The following is a 16,878-nucleotide window of genomic DNA, read 5'->3' as shown; positions in this document are numbered from 1 at the left end:
GCTGGGATCGGCCCGTCTACAACGGCGTGCTCATCGTCGGCAGCCAGGTCGCCGGGCACTGGAAGCGCACCGTCGGCCGCCGCGCGGTCACCATCCCGGCCCGCCGCGGTCACGCTGCCCGGCGCGAGCCCGACGCGTCGGGCTCGATCACCCGGGTGACGAACGCGGTCACCTTCAGCCGTAGGCGGTCGATGCGCTCCTGTGCGGTGATGGTCTCCTGCGGCTGCGGCAGGAACGGCTTGCGCAGGTTGCGGATGTACAGCGAGCAGGCCAGGTCGGTGCACGCGTAGGTCCCGGCCGTGTTGCCCGCGCGCCCGGCGACGCCGGCCAGGCGCGCCGAGAACAGGGCGATGGACGCGGCGTCGTGCAGGGTGTGGCAGAACCCGCACATGTTCGACCGCATCAGCGACCGAGGCGGCACGGTCGCGCTCAGCGCCAGCCCGACGACGGTGGCACCCAGCGGCGTCACCAGGTAGGCCCGGCCCGGTGCCTTGGCGTCGCGCCAGCCGAGGAAGTCCAGGTCCGGCCAGGCGAGGTGCTCCGGCGGCGCCGGCAGCGTCAGCCGCTGCGCCTCGCCTTTCGACGTGTTCGCCAGGCAGTTGCGGATTTCGGCAGCGGTCAGCGGTTGCATCGTCATCCTGTCCGTCAGGGGCCGGACCGGTATGGCCTGCCAGTTGTCTTGACGCTGCGGGACCGAGGTCCGGTGGGGCCGCGACGCCAGGCCAAGAATCGTGCGCCGCGCGACACCCGGCAACCCGATTTCGCGATCTCCCCGCGACCGCTCGCGACCGGGCCCGGCCCGGTGAGCGCGCAAAGGAATCGATACATGGCGTTAGTAGGGGAGACACGGTTCCTGGCGTCAATGAGCGTCCCATCGCCGAACCCGGGCGCGGCCGACTTGACGGTGGCGAGAACCTGTGCGGGCGGGTTCGGCGCTGCGGCGCGGGTTCTGCCATGATCGCCGGCGTGGGATACGACCTGCACATCACCCGGGCGTTCAGACCAGCCGCCTGAGCAGCGGACGGATCGGTAGCGCAGCGGGTCGGCACCTGCACGCTGTCAGGTCTGCTTCCGCGCGAATGCGCGCCGCGCCTGGGAATCCGGCCGGTCTGACAGTCATTCGGGATCACGCAATCGAGGAGAGTCACGGTATGCACTTCTGCCAGCGTTGTGAACCTGCGGTCGGTCTGGAGCCCGCCGCCGATGTCGCGGTCTGTTCGCGCTGCGGCTGGACCGAACCCGCCCGGCGCGAGCCGCTGTACGTCGTCACCGGCGCGTCCGGTTCCGGAAAGTCGGCGATCTTCGCGCCGCTGGCCGCTGCGCTGCCTGAGTGCGTGGTCTTCGATGTGGACTGGCTGATCGACCCGATGAAGACCGACGGATCGGTCGCCTGGGACGCTTTCCGCGACGCCTGGCTGAGTGTCGCGCACGGGATCGCACAGGGGCGCCGCAGCACGGTCCTGCTGGGGCCACTGATGCCCGAGCAGCTGGTGGAGTTGCCGTCACGGCGCTGGATCGGGCCGATTCACTTCGCCGTCCTGGACTGCACGGACGAGCAGCGCCGCGCCAGGCTTGCGGCCAGGCCGTCATGGCGAGAGCACGCGATCGGCGAGCACCTGGCCTTCGCCGCGCACTTGCGCGCCACCATCCCGACCGTCCTGCACACCGGAACGGATACACCGACGCAGACCGCTCAGCAGGTCGCCGCCTGGGTGAGAACGACCGCAGCTCGCCACGACCATGGTGAACTCATCGAGGCTTCCCATCGGCCGCATTGACAGGTCTCGCCGGTGGCGGGAAGGTTCCGCGGAGCGGTCAGGCGAAGGCCCGGTCCAGTTGGGCGTCGAGCAGCGCCGTCGCCTGTTCGGCGGTGAAGTGGCCGAGCAGCACCGGCCCGAGCAGGCCCTGCGTCAGGAAGAACAGGGTGTCCGCCTCGTGCTGCCGGTCGCGCGGTAGCTGGGCGGCGAGCAGGTTGAGCAGGCGCTGGTACCCGTCGCGCAGCGCCGCGGCGTACGCCGGAGTCGCGACGGCGCGGTTGAAGAACGCGATCGACACCGCCGCCTCCTGCCGGGATTCCTTGGTGGACGGCAGCATCTCGGTGAGCATCGCGCGGGTGACCTGCTTGGGTGTCGGATCAGGCAGGGCCGCGAGCCGGGCCTGCAGGCGGCGGCCGACCCGCTCGCCCATGTGGTCGAGGGCGAACATCAGCATCTCGTCCTTGGTGCCGAAGTAGTGCTGGACCATGCCCATCGAGACGCCGGCCTCGGCGGCGACGTCGCGCAGGCTCACGGCCTCGCTGCCGGTCGTCTCGATGACGCGGAACACGGCTTCGGCGATGGCTCGGCGCCGCTCGGCGGCGTCCACTTTCTTCGGCAAGCTGTGACCCCTTTGACAATACGACTGCATTGTGAAATGTTCCCCGCGGTGTTTAGCATGTCAAGTGTATTGCAAAGCGGAGGGCGGCACATGATCAAGACAGTGCGACGGGGCGACGTCGACATCGCCTACGAGGAGTTCGGGCGGCCAGGAGGCGAGCCGCTGCTGCTCATCATGGGTCTGTCGTTCCAGATGATCTGGTGGCCGGAGGAGTTCTGCGAGCAGCTCGCCGAGCGGGGCTTCCACGTGGTCCGGTTCGACAACCGCGACAGCGGCCTGTCCTCGCGCTGCCCCGGCACGAAGTACACCGCGCGCGACCTGGCCGCCGACGCCCTCGCCGTCATGGACGAGCTGGGCTGGGCCTCGGCCCATGTCGCCGGCGCGTCGCTGGGCTCGGCCATCGCCCAGGTCGTCGCGATCGACGCGCCGCAGCGGGTCCGGAGCCTGACCTGCATCATGAGCGGCGGCGTCGGCGGCAACTGGAACACGATGCGGGTGCTCAAGCTCGGCGCGCTGTTCAAGCTCACGGGCAAGCGCTACCCGTCCGACCTCGCAGGCCGGACCCAGGCGCAGGTCGACGTCATCCGGGCGATGTCGTCGCCGCACCGCCCGTTCGAGGAGGAACGCATCCGCCGCATCGCGGCCGTCGGCGCCGAGCGCGGCGGCCTGGACAACGCCGCGACCCAGCGCCAGTTCGCCGCCGGGCGCACCACCGGCAACCTGACCAGGCAGCTGCGGCGGCTGACCATGCCGGTGCTCGTCATCCACGGCGAGGACGATCCGCTGATCCGGCCGGTGGCCAGCCGCGACATCGCCGCCGCGATCCCCGGCTCCCGCCTGCTGACGTACCCGAAGATGGGTCACGAGATCCCGAGCGACCTCTTCACCACGCTGGCCGACGAGATCCACGCGATCACCAAGGCCGCCGCGTAGCCGGCGCGTCCACGAGCCGGCGGGGACGGCACGTCACCCGGCCTCGCACCGGTCCGGGCGGATCGGTTCCCGTCGGCACCGGGCCGGCTCGGCGCGCGGATCGGGCGAGCCGGCCGGGGAGCGGACCGCGCAGGGTCGGCCGCGGGCCGCATCGGTCCATTAGGGTCGACCCATGACGCCCACCCCTGCGGTCAGTGCCTTCGATTCGCTGCGCCTTGACGCCGTGTCCGACCAGGAGACGCTGCGCCGGGTGTACGCGATGCCGGGCGATGCGGCCGTGCGCAAGCAGATGACCGAACTGACCGAGCAGACCCGACAGTTGATCGCCTGCTCGTCGCTGGTCCTGGTCGCCAGCGTCGACGCCGCGGGCAACTGCGACGTCTCCCCGCGCGGCGGCCCCGCCGGGTTCGTCTCCGTCCTGGACGCCCGGACGGTGGCGATACCGGACGCGACGGGCAACAAGCGTCTGGACAGCCTGCAGAACATCATCGCGACCGGGCGGGCCGGGCTGCTGTTCGTCATCCCCGGGCGCACCACGACGCTGCGGCTGAACGGCCGGGCCTGCGTCTCCACCCGCCCCGACCTGCTGTCGCAGCTGACCGCCGTGGGCAAGCCGCCGGCCAGCGCACTGGTGGTGGGCATCGACGAGGTCTACCCGCACTGCCCCAAGTCGCTGATGCGCGGCGGGGTCTGGCAGCCGGAGCAGTGGCTGCCGGCCGACGCCCAGCCGACCTCGGCCGAGGTGACGCTGGCCCAGCTGCGGATGCCGGAGCTGACCATCGCCGAGATCGAGCAGACGGAGGCGGACGCCCTGAAGTACCGCTACGAGTGACGGCCGCACGTCAGGACGCCAGGTAGGCCCGCCAGCCGCCGTACGCGGTGATGTCCGGGGCGTCTGCGGCGGCGATGGGCTCGCACAGGAAACCGGTAACCAGGCTGCCGTCGGCCAGGCGGACCTTGCCGAGGGTCATGGGCTCGGGCAGCGCGGCCAGGAACCGGCCCAGCGCCGCGGGGGACAGCAGCCACACCTCGCCCTCGATGCTGCCGCCGCCCGCGCCGACGCGCAGCAGGCCGGGCTTGGGCGGCTGCGTCGCCAGCGCGTGGAGGCGATACTCCGGCGCGGTGCGGACCTGGGCGGCGAGCCGGCCACCGACCGCGGTGAGCTGGCCGTTGAGCGGCTCGCCGGTCAGGTGCGCGCCGACGACCAGCAGCGGCAGCCCACCGGCCGACGGTTCGGGCGCGGTCTCACCCAGGATCAGCGCCGCGACGTCGGTGGCGACGGCGTCGGCGAAACCACGGGCGATGACCTGCACGCCGAAGTGCCCGCCCTCGACCTCCCCGGCCGGGACGGCGACCGCGGCGAGGTCGAACAGGTTGCAGAAGTTGGTGTACGTGCCCACCAGCGCGTTGACGCCCACCGGGTCGGCGGCGACCTGCGCGATCGTGGGGTGGATCGGGGCCGTCGGCAGCAGCAGCGCGTCGGCGTCGCCCCACTCGGCCATCGCCTCCTCCCGCAGCCGCTCCAGGCGTTCGGTGTCGGCGACCAGCACGTGCGCGGGCACGTCTCGCGCGGCGGTGATGATCCCGGCGACGGTCGGATCGGCGCCGGCGGGCCGCCCGTCGAGGAACGCGCCGACGGCGGCGTACCGCTCGGCGACGAAGCCGCCGCCGTAGAGCAGCCGTGCGGCGGCCAGGAACGGCGCCAGCCGGATCGGCCGCAGGCGCGCCCCGGCCTTGGCCAGGGTCTGGACGGCCTGCTCGAACGCGTCGAGCCACGGTTCGGACATGCCGACCAGTTCGGCGCGGTCGGGCACCGCGACCACGGGTGCGGGCGGCGCGGCCACCGGCGCATCGGTGGGCCACGCCCGCCCGGCGGGCTCGCTCATGATGGACATGGCCTGCTGGGCGGCGGTGAGGGTGCGGGCGAACACGGTGACGCAGTCGAAGCTGCGGCAGGCGGGCACCACCCCGTCGGTGGGGACCAGGCCACGGGTAGGTTTCACCCCGACGACGCCCTGGTACGCGGCGGGCACCCGCCCGGACCCGGCGGTGTCGGTGCCCAGCGCCAGGTCGGCGATGCCCAGCGCCACCACGACGGCCGAACCGGAACTGGACCCGCCCGACACCCGCGCCGGATCGCGGACGTCGCGCACGGCACCGTACGGGCTGCGGGTGCCGACCAGGCCGGTGGCGAACTGGTCCAGGTTGGTCTTGCCGAGCACCAGCGCGCCCGCGTCGACCAGCCGCTGCACCGCCGAGGCGCTGCGGTCGGGCAGGTACGCGTAGTCCGGGCAGCCGGCGGTGGTGGGCAGCCCGGCGACGTCGATGTTGTCCTTGACCGCCAGCAGCGACCCCGCCAGCGGCAGCCGCTCACCCGCCGCCAGCCGCTGCTCCAGCGCGGCGGCGTCGGCCAGCACGTCGGCCTCGGCGCGCAGCGTGATCCACGCTTCGGGGCGCTCGCCGCGGGCGAGCCGGGCGTACGCGTCGCGTACGCGGTCCTGCGGGGTCATCGGTTCCTCCCGGCGAGTACGAGCAGCGGGCTGCCCGGGGCCACCTGAGACCCGGGGGTGACGAGGACGTCGGTGACCTCGCCGTCCTGCGGGGCGACGATCACGGTCTCCAGCTTCATGGCCTCCAGCGCCAGCAGCGGCTGCCCGGCGCTGACCCGGTCGCCGGGGCGCACGTCCACCCGCCACACGCTGGACAGCATCGGCGCCTGGACCAGCGCGCCGCCGTCGGGCACCGGCACGGTCGCGGTCGCGGCCGGGGCGTCGGGCTCGGGCCGGGGGTCGAACTCGCCGGCCGCGGCCCAGGCGTCGCGCTCGGCCGCGAACGCCGCCGCCTGCCGGGCGCGGAACCCGGCGATGGCCGCGGCGTTGTCGGCCAGGAACCGCTCATGGTCGGCCAGCCGGAACACGCCGTCCTCGATACGCAGGTCGTGGCGTCCGGCGGCGACGTCGGCGCGCAGATCCAGCAGCTCCTCGGCGCCGACCGGATACCAGGAGATCCGGTCGAAGTGGCGCAGCAGCCACGGCGAGCCCGGCTCGAAGCCGCCGGACTGGCGCCACCGCGACCACACCTGCACGGTGCGGCCGACGAACTGGTAGCCGCCGGGCCCCTCCATGCCGTAGACGCACAGGTAGGCGCCGCCGATGCCGACGGCGTTCTCCGGTGTCCAGGTCCGGGCGGGGTTGTACTTCGTCGTCACCAGCCGGTGCCGCGGGTCCAGCGGCGTCGCGACGGGCGCGCCGAGGTACACGTCCCCCAGGCCCAGCACCAGGTAGCTGGCGTCGTACACGGTGCGGTACACGTCGTCGACGGCGTCCAGCCCGTTGACGCGGCGGATGAACTCGATGTTCCACGGGCACCAGGGCGCGTCGTCGCGCACCCCGGCCATGTAGCGGGCGGTCGCCTCGCGGGTGGCCGGGTCGTCCCAGGACAGCGGCAGGTGCACCACGCGGCTGGGCACCGCCAGCGCGGACGTCGCGGGCAGCTCGTCCTCCAGGCCGCGGACGAGGCCGAGCAGGCGCCGCACCGGCAGCACGTCCGGGTCGACATGGATCTGCAGCGACCGGATGCCCGGGGTCAGGTCGACGACGCCGGGCTGCCCTGCGGCGCGCAGCCGTTGCATGAGCGCGTGGGCGCGCATCCGCAGACCCAGGTCGAGGGTCATCGGGCCGTACTCGACGAGCAGGTTGTCGTCGCCGCTGCGCCGGTAGGTGACCGCCGGTCCGGCGTCGGTCGGCTCCCGGCGGGCCAGCACGCCGTCGTCGCCTGCGCCGGGCGGCAGCAGCGGCACCGGCCCCGTGCGGTCGGTGCGCAGCGCGGCGGCGGTGTCGTCGCCGACCGGCGTGAACCGCACGGTGTCGCCGGGGCTGAGCTGGCCCAGCTTCCACCGCTCGGCGGTGACGACGGTGGCCGGGCAGACGAATCCGCCCAGGCTCGGTCCGTCCGGGCCGAGCAGGATCGGCACATCGCCGGTGAAGTCGACCGCACCGACCGAGTACGGCGTGTCGTGGATGTTCGACGGGTGCAGCCCGGCCTCGCCGCCGTCGGCACGGGCCCAGCGCGGCTTGGGACCGACCAGGCGCACCCCGGTGCGGGCGGAGTTGAAGTGCACCTGCCACCGTGCGGCGTAGAACTCCTCGATGTCCTCGCGCAGGAAGAACTCCGGCGCGGCGTGCGGCCCCTCGGTGACGGCGAGCTCCCACTCGGTGCCGATCACCGGCCGCTCGCCCGGCGGGACCGGCCCGGCGACCGGCCCGGTCGGCACGCCGGCCCGCAGCACGTCGCCGACGCGCAGCGCCCGGCCGCCGTGGCCGCCGAACTGGCCGAGGGTGAACGTCGCCGCGCTGCCCAGATACCGGGGCACGTCGAACCCGCCCGCGACCAGGACGTACGCCCGCAACCCGGCGGTCGCGCGGCCCACGTCCAGGACCGCTCCGGCCGGCACCTCGACCGGCTCCCAGCAGGGCACCGGCGTGCCGTCGACGGTCACCGGCACCGCCGCACCGGTGACGCAGACGGTGGTGGCGGCGGTGAAGCGCAGCGCCGGGCCGTCCACGGTGCACTCCAGCCCCGCGGCGCCCTCGGGGTTGCCCAGCGACCGGTTGCCCAACCGGAACGACCGGTCGTCCATCGGGCCTGACGGCGGCACCCCGACCTCCCACAGCCCGGTCCGGCCGGGCCAGTCCTGCACCGTGGTCAGGGTGCCCGGCCGCTCGACGACGACGCGCGGCTCGCCGTCGGACACCTCGGCCAGCGTCGCGGTGCTGTGCCGCGCGGCCAGGACGGCGGTGTGGCCCGCGGCGGCCCGCAGCAGACCCAGGTTCGTCTCGACGCCGTCGACCCGGGTCGCCGCGAGCGCGTCGCGCAGCCGCGCGAACGCCTCGTCCCGGGTCGCGCCGGTGACGATCACCTTGGCCAGCATCGGGTCGTAGAAGGTGCTGACCTCCGTGCCGGCCTCGACCCATCCGTCAACGCGGGCCGAGGCGGGGAACTCGGCCCGGGTGACCAGCCCGGCGCTGGGCCGGTGGCCCTGCGTCGGGTCCTCGGCGTAGACCCGCGCCTCGACCGCCGCCCCGGCCGGGCGCAGCGGGGTCTCCACGACGCCCCGGTCGCCCTGCGCCAGCCTCAGCATCCACTCGACCAGGTCGACGCCGAACACCTGCTCGGTCACCGGGTGCTCCACCTGCAACCGGGCGTTGACCTCCAAAAACGACGCCTGTTCCCGTACGGCGTCGTACACGAACTCCACCGTGCCCGCCGAGCGGTAGTCCACCGACGCGCACAGCGCCGCGGCCGAGGCGTGCAGCCGCCGGCGGACCGCGTCGGGCAGACCCGGCGCGGGCGCCTCCTCGATCACCTTCTGGTTGCGGCGCTGCAGGCTGCAGTCGCGGTCGCCGAGCACGACCACGCGGCCCAGGCCGTCGCCGAACACCTGCACCTCGACGTGGCGGGCCTGCGACACGAACCGCTCCAGGAACACCCCACCGCTGCCGAAGCTCGCCACGGCCAGGCGCTCCACCTGCTCGTAGGCCGCGGCCAGCTCCTGCGGCGTGTGACAGGCCCGCATGCCGATGCCCCCGCCGCCACCGGTCGCCTTGACCATCACCGGATAGCCGATGCCCTCGGCGGCGGTCAGGGCCTCCGCCAGCCCCGACAGCAGCCCGGTGCCCTCGATCATCGGCACCCCCGCGGCGCGGGCCAGCTCACGGGCGGTGTGTTTGGCCCCGAACGCGGTGAGCTGCTGCGGCGTGGGGCCGACGAACACCAGCCCGGCGTCCTCGACCGCGGCGGCGAACCCGGCGTCCTCCGACAGGAACCCGTACCCGGGGTGCACGGCCCCGGCCCCGGTCGACAGCGCCGCCTCCAGCACCCGGTCCACCCGCAGGTAGCTGTCCCTGGCCGGGGCCGGGCCGAGGTGCACGGCGGCGTCGGCCATCCGCACGTGCGGGGCGGCGCGGTCGGGGTCGGCGAACACGGCGACGGTCTTGAGCCCGAGCCGCGCGGCGGTGCGGATGACTCGGCAGGCGATCTCGCCGCGGTTGGCGACGAGCAGGGTGTCGAACATGGCGGGCCTCTCGGAGGGAAAGCGGCGGCTCAGGGCGCGGTGACGACCATGCGCACCGGGGTCGGATCGAAGCCGTTGCACGGGTTGTTGACCTGCGGGCAGTTCGACACCAGCACCAGCACGTCCATATCGGCCCGCAGCGCCACCCGCAGGCCGGGCGCCGAGATCCCGTCGACGATGCCGAGGCTGCCGTCCGGGTCGACCGGCACGTTCATGTACCAGTTGATGTTGCTGACCAGGTCCCGTTTGCCCAGGCCCCAGCGCGACCCCTCGGCGAGGAAGTTCTCGACGCAGGCGTGCTGGTGCGCGGTGTGGTGGCCGTAGCGCAGCGTGTTCGACTCGCGGCTGCACGCGCCCCCGACGGTGTCGTGCCGGCCCACCTCGTCGGCGACCACGGTCATCAGCGCCCGCCCCTCCGACGAGCGCAGCACGCTGCCCGTGGTCAGGAAGATGCCGCCCTGGGCAACCATCGTGTCCGGCGCCGAGTAGCGCTCGGCGGTGTCGTCGGCGTGGTACAGCAGGCAGTCGACGGCCTGGTTGCCGTGCAGGTCGACGATGGTCAGCACCTGCCCGCGGCGCACGACCGCCGACCACGGTGCCCGGGCGGGCACCGTCTCGTCGAGCACGACGGTGCCGGGCACCAGGGCCGGTGCGGCGGTGGACACGGTCACGACAGCCCCCGGGCGGTGCGATGGTCGACGGTGTTGCCGAACGCGCGCTCGCCCTCCGGCGTACGCGTCCACAGCGGGTCGCCCGGCGCGGTCGGACGGCCCCGCCAGGCCCGCACCTGCACCGGAGTGCAGGTGTAGGCCGGCCGCGGATCCAGCGGGTGCGGCACGTTGACCAGCAGCACGACGACCGGCATCTCGGTGAGCAACTGCACGACGCCCCCGGCACCGGCCGAACCCAGCCAGCCGAACGCCCCGTCGTCGTCGACGCGCACGCCCTGGAAGAACGAGATGCTCGGCGGCAGATCCCGCCGGGTCAGCCCGTGCTTGGCCGCGGCCAGCGTGAACAGCTCCCGGCCGGCGGGGGAGGGGCCGTGCGCGGTGCCGTCGCCGTAGCGCTCGGTGTTGCGCAGCAGCGTGGACGTGCCGCAGAACGTGTCGGAGCGGCCGGGCGCGGCGGCGGTGACCGAGGCGAGCACCCGCCCCTGATCGGACAGCAGCAGGTGCCCCTCGCCGACGTACGCCTGCCACAGCACCTTGACCGTGTCGGCGACGTTGAGCCGCTCCCACGGCTCGTCGGCGCTGAACAGCAGCACCGACACGCAGGCGTCGCCGTCGAGATCGGTCAGCCGCAGCGCCGTCCCGGCGGCCAGGCGCCGGCCGGCGTACCCGCCGCCGGGAACGGTCTCCGCCCAGACGAGGTCCGCGGCGTCGACACCCTCCGGCGGCTCGGCGAGCCCGGTGGCGGGCACGGTCGGCATGCAGGCCACGACGGTGCCGCCCTGGGCGCGGGCGTGGGCCCGCGCCCCGGCGGTGGTGGCGGTCGAGCCGGTCACGCGGCCTCCCCCTCGGCGACGGCGGCCACCGGCAGCCGCAGCAGCGACCCGCTGGTCCGGGTGCGGTAGCGCTGGTACACCAGTGCACCGACCACCAGTGAGCCGCCGACGAACAGCAGCGAGAAGTAGTGCAGGTACCAGTGCTCGCCGGACGGGTCGTAGACCTCCTGCCGGGGCCAGCCCAGGTTGAGGATCATGCCGATGCCGTACAGCACGGCCAGCACGTTGACGGCCATGCCCCACCGGCCCAGGGAGAACAGCCTGCCGCCGCGCTCGGTGGCGGCGGCGTCCTCCCCGCGCGGCCAGCCCTTGCTCCTGCGGACCAGCAGCGGCACCGTGACCAGCGCGTACGCCATGTACAGCATGACGATGCAGACGCTGGTGAGCGCCGTGAACAGCGCCGCCTGCCCGATGTTGACGAACAGCACCGCGACCGCGCCGACCCCGACGACGATCGCGGGCAGCGCCGGGGCCCCGGTGCGCGGCGACACCTTGCGCAGCGCGGCGGAGAACGGCAGCACGCCGTCGCGGGCCATCGAGAAGACCATGCGGCTGCCCGCGGTCTGGATGGCCAGGGTGCAGACCACCACCGCGATCGCGACGTCGATCAGCAGGATGCGCCCGCCGGTCTCGCCCAGGCGGCTCATCAGGACGTAGGGCAGGCCCTCGGTGGCCAGCCGCCCGTCGGTCAGGCTCGGCGCCGCCATCAGCGCCACCAGCAGCATCAGGCCGCCGCCGATGCCCGAGGCGGCCAGCGCCCGCAGGATCGTGCGCGGTGCCGTGTGGCGCGGATCGCGGGTCTCCTCGCTGAGCTCCCCGGCGCTGTCGAAGCCCACCACCACGTACGCGGCCATCAGCGCCGACACCAGGAACGCGCCGACGTAGCCGAAGCCCGAGCCGGCGCCGCCGGTGTCGAGCACGACGGCCGGTCCGCGCTCGGCGTTGACCAGCAGCAGCACCACCACCGCGACCACGCCGACGATCTCCAGGGTCACCCCGGTGCTGTTGATGATCGCCATGAGGCGTACGCCGATGACGTTGACCAGGGTGGTCAGTCCGATGAGGATCGAGCCGAGGATGACGGCGTTGGTCGCCCCGGTGGGCGAGGTCAGCGACGGGTCGCCGCCGACGAGCTGGAAGCCGGACCAGATCGACGGGAGCACCACCTGCAGCGCGATCGCCGCGGCCGCGACGGTCACCGTCTGCGCGATGATCATCACCCAGCCGGCGAACCAGCCGACCGCCGGGGTGGACAGCCGCCGTGACCACTGGTAGATGCAGCCGGAGATCGGATAGCGCGCGGCCAGCTCCGCGAAGGTGAGCGCCACCATGAACTGCCCGGCGAACACCAGCGGCCAGGTCCAGAAGAAGGCCGGCCCGCCGAAGGAGAATCCGAACGCGAACAGCTGGAAGACCGTCGTGAGGATCGAGACGAACGAGAACCCGGCGGCGAACGACGCGTAACTGCCGATGCTGCGGCGCAGCTCGGGCTCGTACCCGAAGCCGCGCAGGTCCGCGGCGTCCGTGCGCGGGCCGGTCGCGGCGACCGGGGGCGGCGCCGGGGGAGCGGGGGTGGGGGACATGGCCGCCTCCTCGTTTTCGGCGGCGGATGCTGAACCCGCCGACCGCCAATACCTGTCGAGCGACAGATTTATGCGAAGGCGTGTCCGGCAGTGTCCTCTGCGGGTAAAACCTCGATTGCCGGAGCCTCACCACGGCAACCAACGGGCAGTGAGCGGCCCGGCCCGGCCGGGATGCGACGATGCGGGATGTGAAGCCGCAGCCCGCCACCGTCGGCCGCCCCCGCTCCGGGACCCGCCGCCTGCCCGCGGCCACCGCCCGCGAGGAGATCCTCGACGCGGCCGCGGAACTGTTCGCCCAGCGCGGCTACGCGGCCACGTCGACCCGGCTCATCGCCGAGGCCGTCGGCATCCGGCAGGCCTCGCTGTACTACCACTTCGACAACAAGGAGCAGATCCTCGCCGAACTGCTGGAGGCGACGGTCCGCCCGTCCCTGGACTACGCCGCCGACCTCGAGCGGCAGGGCATGCACCCGGCCGCCGCCCTGCACGAGCTGGCGAGGTACGACGTCGGCGTCCTGCTCACCGCCCGCTGGAACATCGGCATCCTGTACGCCCTGCCCGAGGTCGCCGCCGAGCCGTTCAACCGCTTCCGCGCCGAGCGTGCCCGGCTGCGCCAGGCATACCGCGTGCTCACGGCCGCAGCCGCCCCGGCGGGCGCCGACGCCTTTCTCGGCGATCTCGTGTTCGGGCTCGTGGAGAGCGTCATCGGCATGCGCCGGGACCTGCCCGCCGCGCCGCCGGAGCAGCTGCAGCGGGCAGTGGCGGCGGCGGTGCTGCGTACCGTCGGGGCGGACCCGGCCGGGCACTGACCGCAGACCTGCGCCGCCCGCTGCGAACGCCGCGGTCGGGTTCGACGGTCTTCGTGCCCGGACGCTACGGCAGCGTCACGACCTGTGCGGCGTAGGACAGGCCGGCGCCGAAGCCGATCAGCAGGGCTGTCCCGCCGCGGGGGGCTTCGCCGTCGCGTCGCATGCGCTCCATCGCCAAGGGGATCGACGCGGCCGAGGTGTTGCCCGCCTGGGCGATGTCACGCGCCACCGGCACGTCCGCGGGGAGCTTGAGCGCCTTGACCATGGTGTCGATGATCCGCATGTTGGCCTGGTGCGGGATGAACGCGTCGAGTTCGTCGGCGGTGATGCCGGCGGCCTGCAACGCCCGCTGTGCCACCGGCGCCATCTCGTAGGACGCCCAGCGGAACACCTGCTGCCCCGACATCTGCCAGTAGGGGCGGGGGCCGGTGGGGTCGTCGGCGAACGCCTTCCAGTCGCGGGTCTGGCTGATCACGCCGGCCAGGCTGCCGTCGGCGCCCCACACGACGGGGCCGATGCCCGGTCGTGACGCCGGGCCGATCACCACGGCGCCCGCGCCGTCGCCGGGGATGAACGCCGTCGCCCGGTCGGTCTTGTCGATGAGGTCGGTCAGCCGTTCCGCGCCGATGACCAGGACGTAGCGGGCGCTGCCGCCGTGGACCATGTCCCGGCCGAGCGCCACGCCGTGGCAGAACCCGGCGCACCCGGCCGAGATGTCGAAGGCAGCGGCGCCGACGGCGCCGAGCTGGTGGGCGATGCGCGGGGCGAGCGCCGGAGTCTGCTCCAGATGCGACACCGTGGCCACGATCACGCAGCCGACGTCGGCGGCGGCGATCCCGGCGTCGGCCAGCGCCGCGGCGGACGCCTGGACGGACATGGCCGCCAGTGTGTCGTCGGGTTCGGCCCAGCGGCGTTCGGTGATCCCGGACCGTGTCCTGATCCATTCGTCGGACGAGTCGAGCCAGGTGCAGAGCTCCTCGTTGGTGATGACCCGGCGCGGCCGGTACGCCCCGAGGCCGAGGATCCGGGCGGGTGACGCCTGGTCGGGGGCGGCGATCTCCCGCCTGGCCGGCACCTGCCCGTGCGGAGGGCGCTGCGGCGGTGTCTGTGCTGGCATCGGCTACGGCTCCTGGCTCGTGCGGAGATGCTCCGCGGGGGAGGGGTGGTTGTCGCGACGGCCGGCGGTCCCGGGCGGTCGGTCCGGCCACGGCGACTTGACCGTGAATGGTAAGCGTGTGCCGCCGCGACGGCGAATACGTTACCGAGCGTACCGTTATTCGGTGGGGCCGCGGCAAGTGCCTGGCCGCCCCGAATCCGCGGCCGCCGGGAACGTCACGAGCCCGGGCAGGCCGTGCGGGCGCGGCGCGATGCGGGTCCCCCCGACCCGTAGGCTTCGGGCATGGCGGGTGCACGGGTGGAGCGAGGGCCGGGGCGCCCGCGTCATGAGCACGTCACGGGCGCGGTGCTGTCCGCGGTCCTGGAGCTGATGACCGAGCAGGGACTGTCCGCGGTCACGATGGACGCGGTGGCCGCCCGTGCCGGGGTGAGCAAGCCCGCCATCTACCGGCGCTGGCCGGGCAAGCACGATCTCATCCTCGCGGCGGCCGAGACCCGGATCGGGGTGCTCAGCGTGCCTGATCTGGGCGACTTCCGCGCCGAGTTGCGGGCGGTGCTGGACGCACGGCTCGACGTCTACCGGATCCCGGGGACGGCCAGAGTGATGGCGGGGCTGATCGCGGCGGTGGAGGAGGACGGCGCCGTGCGCGGCGCCTACGAGCGGTACGTCTCCCGGACCATGGGTGAGACGAGGAAGATCCTGGAGCGGGGTATCGCGCGCGGAGACGTGCGCGCCGACGTCGATGTGCGGGCGGCGGCCACGCTGGTGGCGGCGCCCCTGGTCTACCGGCTGATGATCGAGCAGCAGGTGCCCGACGCACGGTTCGCCGCGGACCTGGCCGACATGATCGCTCGCGCCGTGGGCTCGCGCGCCTGATGCGGTGGCGCGACCGCTCCCGCGGGTGCTCGGGCTGCTGAGCTGATGCCCCGACCCTGCCTGGCGGATTTTTCCGGCTGGCCCTTGCGCGGGTGTACGCCAATAACGATACTTCCGGTTACGAATTAGCGTGTGTCGGGGGTCACGTGGACGTGACCACTCGTGGAGTCGTGCACGCCGGTGTCGGCCGCTGCCGTCGCCGGTGCCCGCCCCTGACCGCCCGCTCGCGCCCCCCGTCCATCGCAGCCACCGCGGAGCAGCCGTGACCGACACCGAAGTCGCACCCGCCACGCCCGTAAGACCCTTGTCGAAGGCGCCGGACGACCGCCGCCGCGCGTGGATCGTCACCGGGCTGCTCGTCGCCTTCATGATGATCAACTTTGCGGACAAGTCGATCCTCGGCCTGGCCGCCGAGCCGATCCGGGCGGACCTGGGGCTGTCCGCGACCCAGTTCGGCACCGCGAACAGCGCCTTCTTCCTGCTGTTCTCCATCTTCGGTGCGGTCGGCGGGCTGCTGGCCGACCGGGTGCGCCCGCGCTGGCTGCTGCTGGGCATGGTCCTGCTCTGGTCGGTGTCACAGGCGCCGCTGGCGCTGGGCGCGGGCGCGGCCATGCTGTTCGCCTCCCGCATCATGCTCGGCGCGGCCGAAGGCCCCGCGTTCCCGATCGCCCAGCAGACCGCCCTGTCGTGGTTCCCGAACAGCGGGCGCAACCTGCCCAGCGCGCTGGTCACCGCGGGCACCACGTTCGGTGTCGTGCTCGCCGCGCCCGGGCTGACCTGGGTGATCACCGAGCACGGCTGGCGGTCCGCGTTCGGGGTGGTGGCCGTCGCCGGCGTGCTGTGGGCGCTGGTGTGGATCTTCGTCGGCAGGGAGGGCCGGTACGCGGTCGCGACCGGCCCGGACACCCCCGCCGACCCGGCCGCCGGAGCCGGCGAGCCGACCCCCGACACCGTCGGCTACCGGCGCATCCTCGCCACCCGCTCCTGGATCGGCGTCACCGCCGCCTACTTCGCCACCTACTGGATGGTCGCGCTGACCGTCGCCTGGCTGCCCTCCTATCTGCACGACGGGCTGGGCTACTCCACAACCGCCTCGGCCAACCTGGTGGCGCTGCTGTGGGCGGTCAACGCCATGGCCCTGCTCGGCCAGGCCGGGCTGACCGGATGGCTGCTGCGACGCGGCGCCGGCAGCCGCTGGGCCCGAGCCCGGGTCGGCGGCATCACCCTGCTCGTCAGCGCGGCCGGCTGCCTCGCCCTGACCGCCGCCCCGAGCGGCCCGCACACCGTGCTGCTGCTGATCGCCGCCTTCGGGATCTGCGGCGTGATGGCGACCATCGCGGTCACCACCGTCGCGGAGATCGCGCCGGCCGCCCGCCGCGGCGGAGCCCTCGGCATCATGAACGGCGTCGTGACCACCGCCGGCCTGATCGCCCCCATCCTGGTCGGCCGCCTGGTCGACACCCACGGGGCGGCCGGATACCAGCACGCGGTCCTGATCTCGGCCGCCGTGCTCCTGCTGGGCGGGACCGCCGCGATCACCCTCGTCGACCCCGACCGCGACCGGCAGCGCCTGGCCCGGTGAACCGCCGCGGCGACTGCGTAACCGA

14 protein-coding genes are annotated in these 16,878 nt (G+C 73.6%); 6 read left to right on the top strand and 8 right to left on the bottom strand.

Annotated features, from left to right (window positions below):
- Positions 1-109: 109 nt before the first annotated feature.
- On the bottom strand, positions 110-637 hold the full coding sequence (locus AB0J67_RS20955) for an FBP domain-containing protein (RefSeq protein ID WP_363485070.1): 528 nt from the start codon (positions 635-637) through the stop codon (positions 110-112).
- 514 nt (positions 638-1,151) lie between these two features.
- On the opposite strand from AB0J67_RS20955, the gene AB0J67_RS20950 reads away from it, so the two are divergent.
- The gene (locus AB0J67_RS20950; protein WP_363485069.1) at positions 1,152-1,778 is read left to right on the top strand and encodes a hypothetical protein; all 627 of its coding nucleotides are present in this window, start codon (positions 1,152-1,154) and stop codon (positions 1,776-1,778) included.
- 37 nt (positions 1,779-1,815) lie between these two features.
- Here the strand turns inward: AB0J67_RS20950 and AB0J67_RS20945 are convergent, their stop codons facing one another.
- Positions 1,816-2,376: a TetR family transcriptional regulator C-terminal domain-containing protein gene (locus AB0J67_RS20945; protein WP_363485068.1), complete on the bottom strand. Its 561-nt coding sequence runs from the start codon at positions 2,374-2,376 to the stop codon at positions 1,816-1,818.
- A 90-nt stretch (positions 2,377-2,466) separates the two neighbouring features.
- On the opposite strand from AB0J67_RS20945, the gene AB0J67_RS20940 reads away from it, so the two are divergent.
- Positions 2,467-3,309, top strand: coding sequence for an alpha/beta hydrolase (locus AB0J67_RS20940; protein WP_363485067.1), 843 nt, complete (start codon positions 2,467-2,469; stop codon positions 3,307-3,309).
- Positions 3,310-3,481: 172 nt separating this feature from the next.
- Entirely contained in the window at positions 3,482-4,141 is a 660-nt protein-coding gene (locus AB0J67_RS20935; RefSeq protein ID WP_363485066.1) for an MSMEG_1061 family FMN-dependent PPOX-type flavoprotein, read from the top strand.
- A gap of 10 nt (positions 4,142-4,151) precedes the next feature.
- Here the strand turns inward: AB0J67_RS20935 and atzF are convergent, their stop codons facing one another.
- From atzF to AB0J67_RS20910, 5 genes are read right to left on the bottom strand one after another with little or no spacing between them, the layout of a single operon-like run.
- Complete coding sequence (gene atzF, locus AB0J67_RS20930) at positions 4,152-5,819, bottom strand: allophanate hydrolase (RefSeq protein WP_363485065.1); 1,668 nt, start codon at positions 5,817-5,819, stop codon at positions 4,152-4,154.
- Complete coding sequence (gene uca / locus AB0J67_RS20925; RefSeq protein WP_363485064.1) at positions 5,816-9,382, bottom strand: urea carboxylase; 3,567 nt, start codon at positions 9,380-9,382, stop codon at positions 5,816-5,818. The genes atzF and uca overlap by 4 nt, the downstream gene beginning before the upstream one ends.
- Positions 9,383-9,411: 29 nt before the next feature.
- Entirely contained in the window at positions 9,412-10,053 is a 642-nt protein-coding gene (locus tag AB0J67_RS20920; protein WP_363485063.1) for an urea amidolyase associated protein UAAP2, read from the bottom strand.
- Positions 10,050-10,886: an urea amidolyase associated protein UAAP1 gene (locus AB0J67_RS20915; RefSeq protein ID WP_363485062.1), complete on the bottom strand. Its 837-nt coding sequence runs from the start codon at positions 10,884-10,886 to the stop codon at positions 10,050-10,052. The genes AB0J67_RS20920 and AB0J67_RS20915 overlap by 4 nt, the downstream gene beginning before the upstream one ends.
- A complete protein-coding gene (locus tag AB0J67_RS20910; RefSeq protein ID WP_363485061.1) occupies positions 10,883-12,469 on the bottom strand; it encodes an amino acid permease in 1,587 nt (528 codons plus the stop codon). The genes AB0J67_RS20915 and AB0J67_RS20910 overlap by 4 nt, the downstream gene beginning before the upstream one ends.
- A gap of 179 nt (positions 12,470-12,648) precedes the next feature.
- Here AB0J67_RS20910 and AB0J67_RS20905 point away from each other — a divergent pair, with 179 nt between their 5' ends.
- Positions 12,649-13,278, top strand: a complete 630-nt coding sequence (locus AB0J67_RS20905) for a helix-turn-helix domain-containing protein (RefSeq protein ID WP_363485060.1) — start codon at positions 12,649-12,651, stop codon at positions 13,276-13,278.
- A gap of 64 nt (positions 13,279-13,342) precedes the next feature.
- Here AB0J67_RS20905 and AB0J67_RS20900 read toward each other — a convergent pair whose 3' ends face one another.
- Complete coding sequence (locus tag AB0J67_RS20900) at positions 13,343-14,395, bottom strand: beta-ketoacyl-ACP synthase III (protein ID WP_363485059.1); 1,053 nt, start codon at positions 14,393-14,395, stop codon at positions 13,343-13,345.
- Positions 14,396-14,677: 282 nt separating this feature from the next.
- On the opposite strand from AB0J67_RS20900, the gene AB0J67_RS20895 reads away from it, so the two are divergent.
- Both AB0J67_RS20895 and AB0J67_RS20890 read left to right on the top strand, forming a co-directional pair.
- Positions 14,678-15,271, top strand: coding sequence for a TetR/AcrR family transcriptional regulator (locus AB0J67_RS20895; protein ID WP_363485058.1), 594 nt, complete (start codon positions 14,678-14,680; stop codon positions 15,269-15,271).
- Positions 15,272-15,533: 262 nt separating this feature from the next.
- The gene (locus AB0J67_RS20890; RefSeq protein WP_363485057.1) at positions 15,534-16,853 is read left to right on the top strand and encodes an MFS transporter; all 1,320 of its coding nucleotides are present in this window, start codon (positions 15,534-15,536) and stop codon (positions 16,851-16,853) included.
- Positions 16,854-16,878 lie beyond the last annotated feature (25 nt).

The sequence above is a fragment of the Catellatospora sp. NPDC049609 genome, from assembly GCF_040675365.1.
Lineage (GTDB): Bacteria > Actinomycetota > Actinomycetes > Mycobacteriales > Micromonosporaceae > Catellatospora.
Note: the sequence above shows the minus strand (reverse complement) of the source record. Positions and strands in the feature narration are given on the sequence as shown.

Bases quoted from the DNA above. Each gene is read 5' to 3' on its own strand.
- AB0J67_RS20955 (WP_363485070.1), bottom strand. From the start codon at position 637: ATGACGATGCAACCGCTGACCGCTGCCGAAATCCGCAACTGCCTGGCG.
- AB0J67_RS20950 (WP_363485069.1), top strand. From the start codon at position 1,152: ATGCACTTCTGCCAGCGTTGTGAACCTGCGGTCGGTCTGGAGCCCGCC.
- AB0J67_RS20940 (WP_363485067.1), top strand. From the start codon at position 2,467: ATGATCAAGACAGTGCGACGGGGCGACGTCGACATCGCCTACGAGGAG.
- AB0J67_RS20935 (WP_363485066.1), top strand. From the start codon at position 3,482: ATGACGCCCACCCCTGCGGTCAGTGCCTTCGATTCGCTGCGCCTTGAC.
- atzF (WP_363485065.1), bottom strand. From the start codon at position 5,819: ATGACCCCGCAGGACCGCGTACGCGACGCGTACGCCCGGCTCGCCCGC.
- uca (WP_363485064.1), bottom strand. From the start codon at position 9,382: ATGTTCGACACCCTGCTCGTCGCCAACCGCGGCGAGATCGCCTGCCGA.
- AB0J67_RS20910 (WP_363485061.1), bottom strand. From the start codon at position 12,469: ATGTCCCCCACCCCCGCTCCCCCGGCGCCGCCCCCGGTCGCCGCGACC.
- AB0J67_RS20905 (WP_363485060.1), top strand. From the start codon at position 12,649: ATGCGGGATGTGAAGCCGCAGCCCGCCACCGTCGGCCGCCCCCGCTCC.
- AB0J67_RS20900 (WP_363485059.1), bottom strand. From the start codon at position 14,395: ATGCCAGCACAGACACCGCCGCAGCGCCCTCCGCACGGGCAGGTGCCG.
- AB0J67_RS20895 (WP_363485058.1), top strand. From the start codon at position 14,678: ATGGCGGGTGCACGGGTGGAGCGAGGGCCGGGGCGCCCGCGTCATGAG.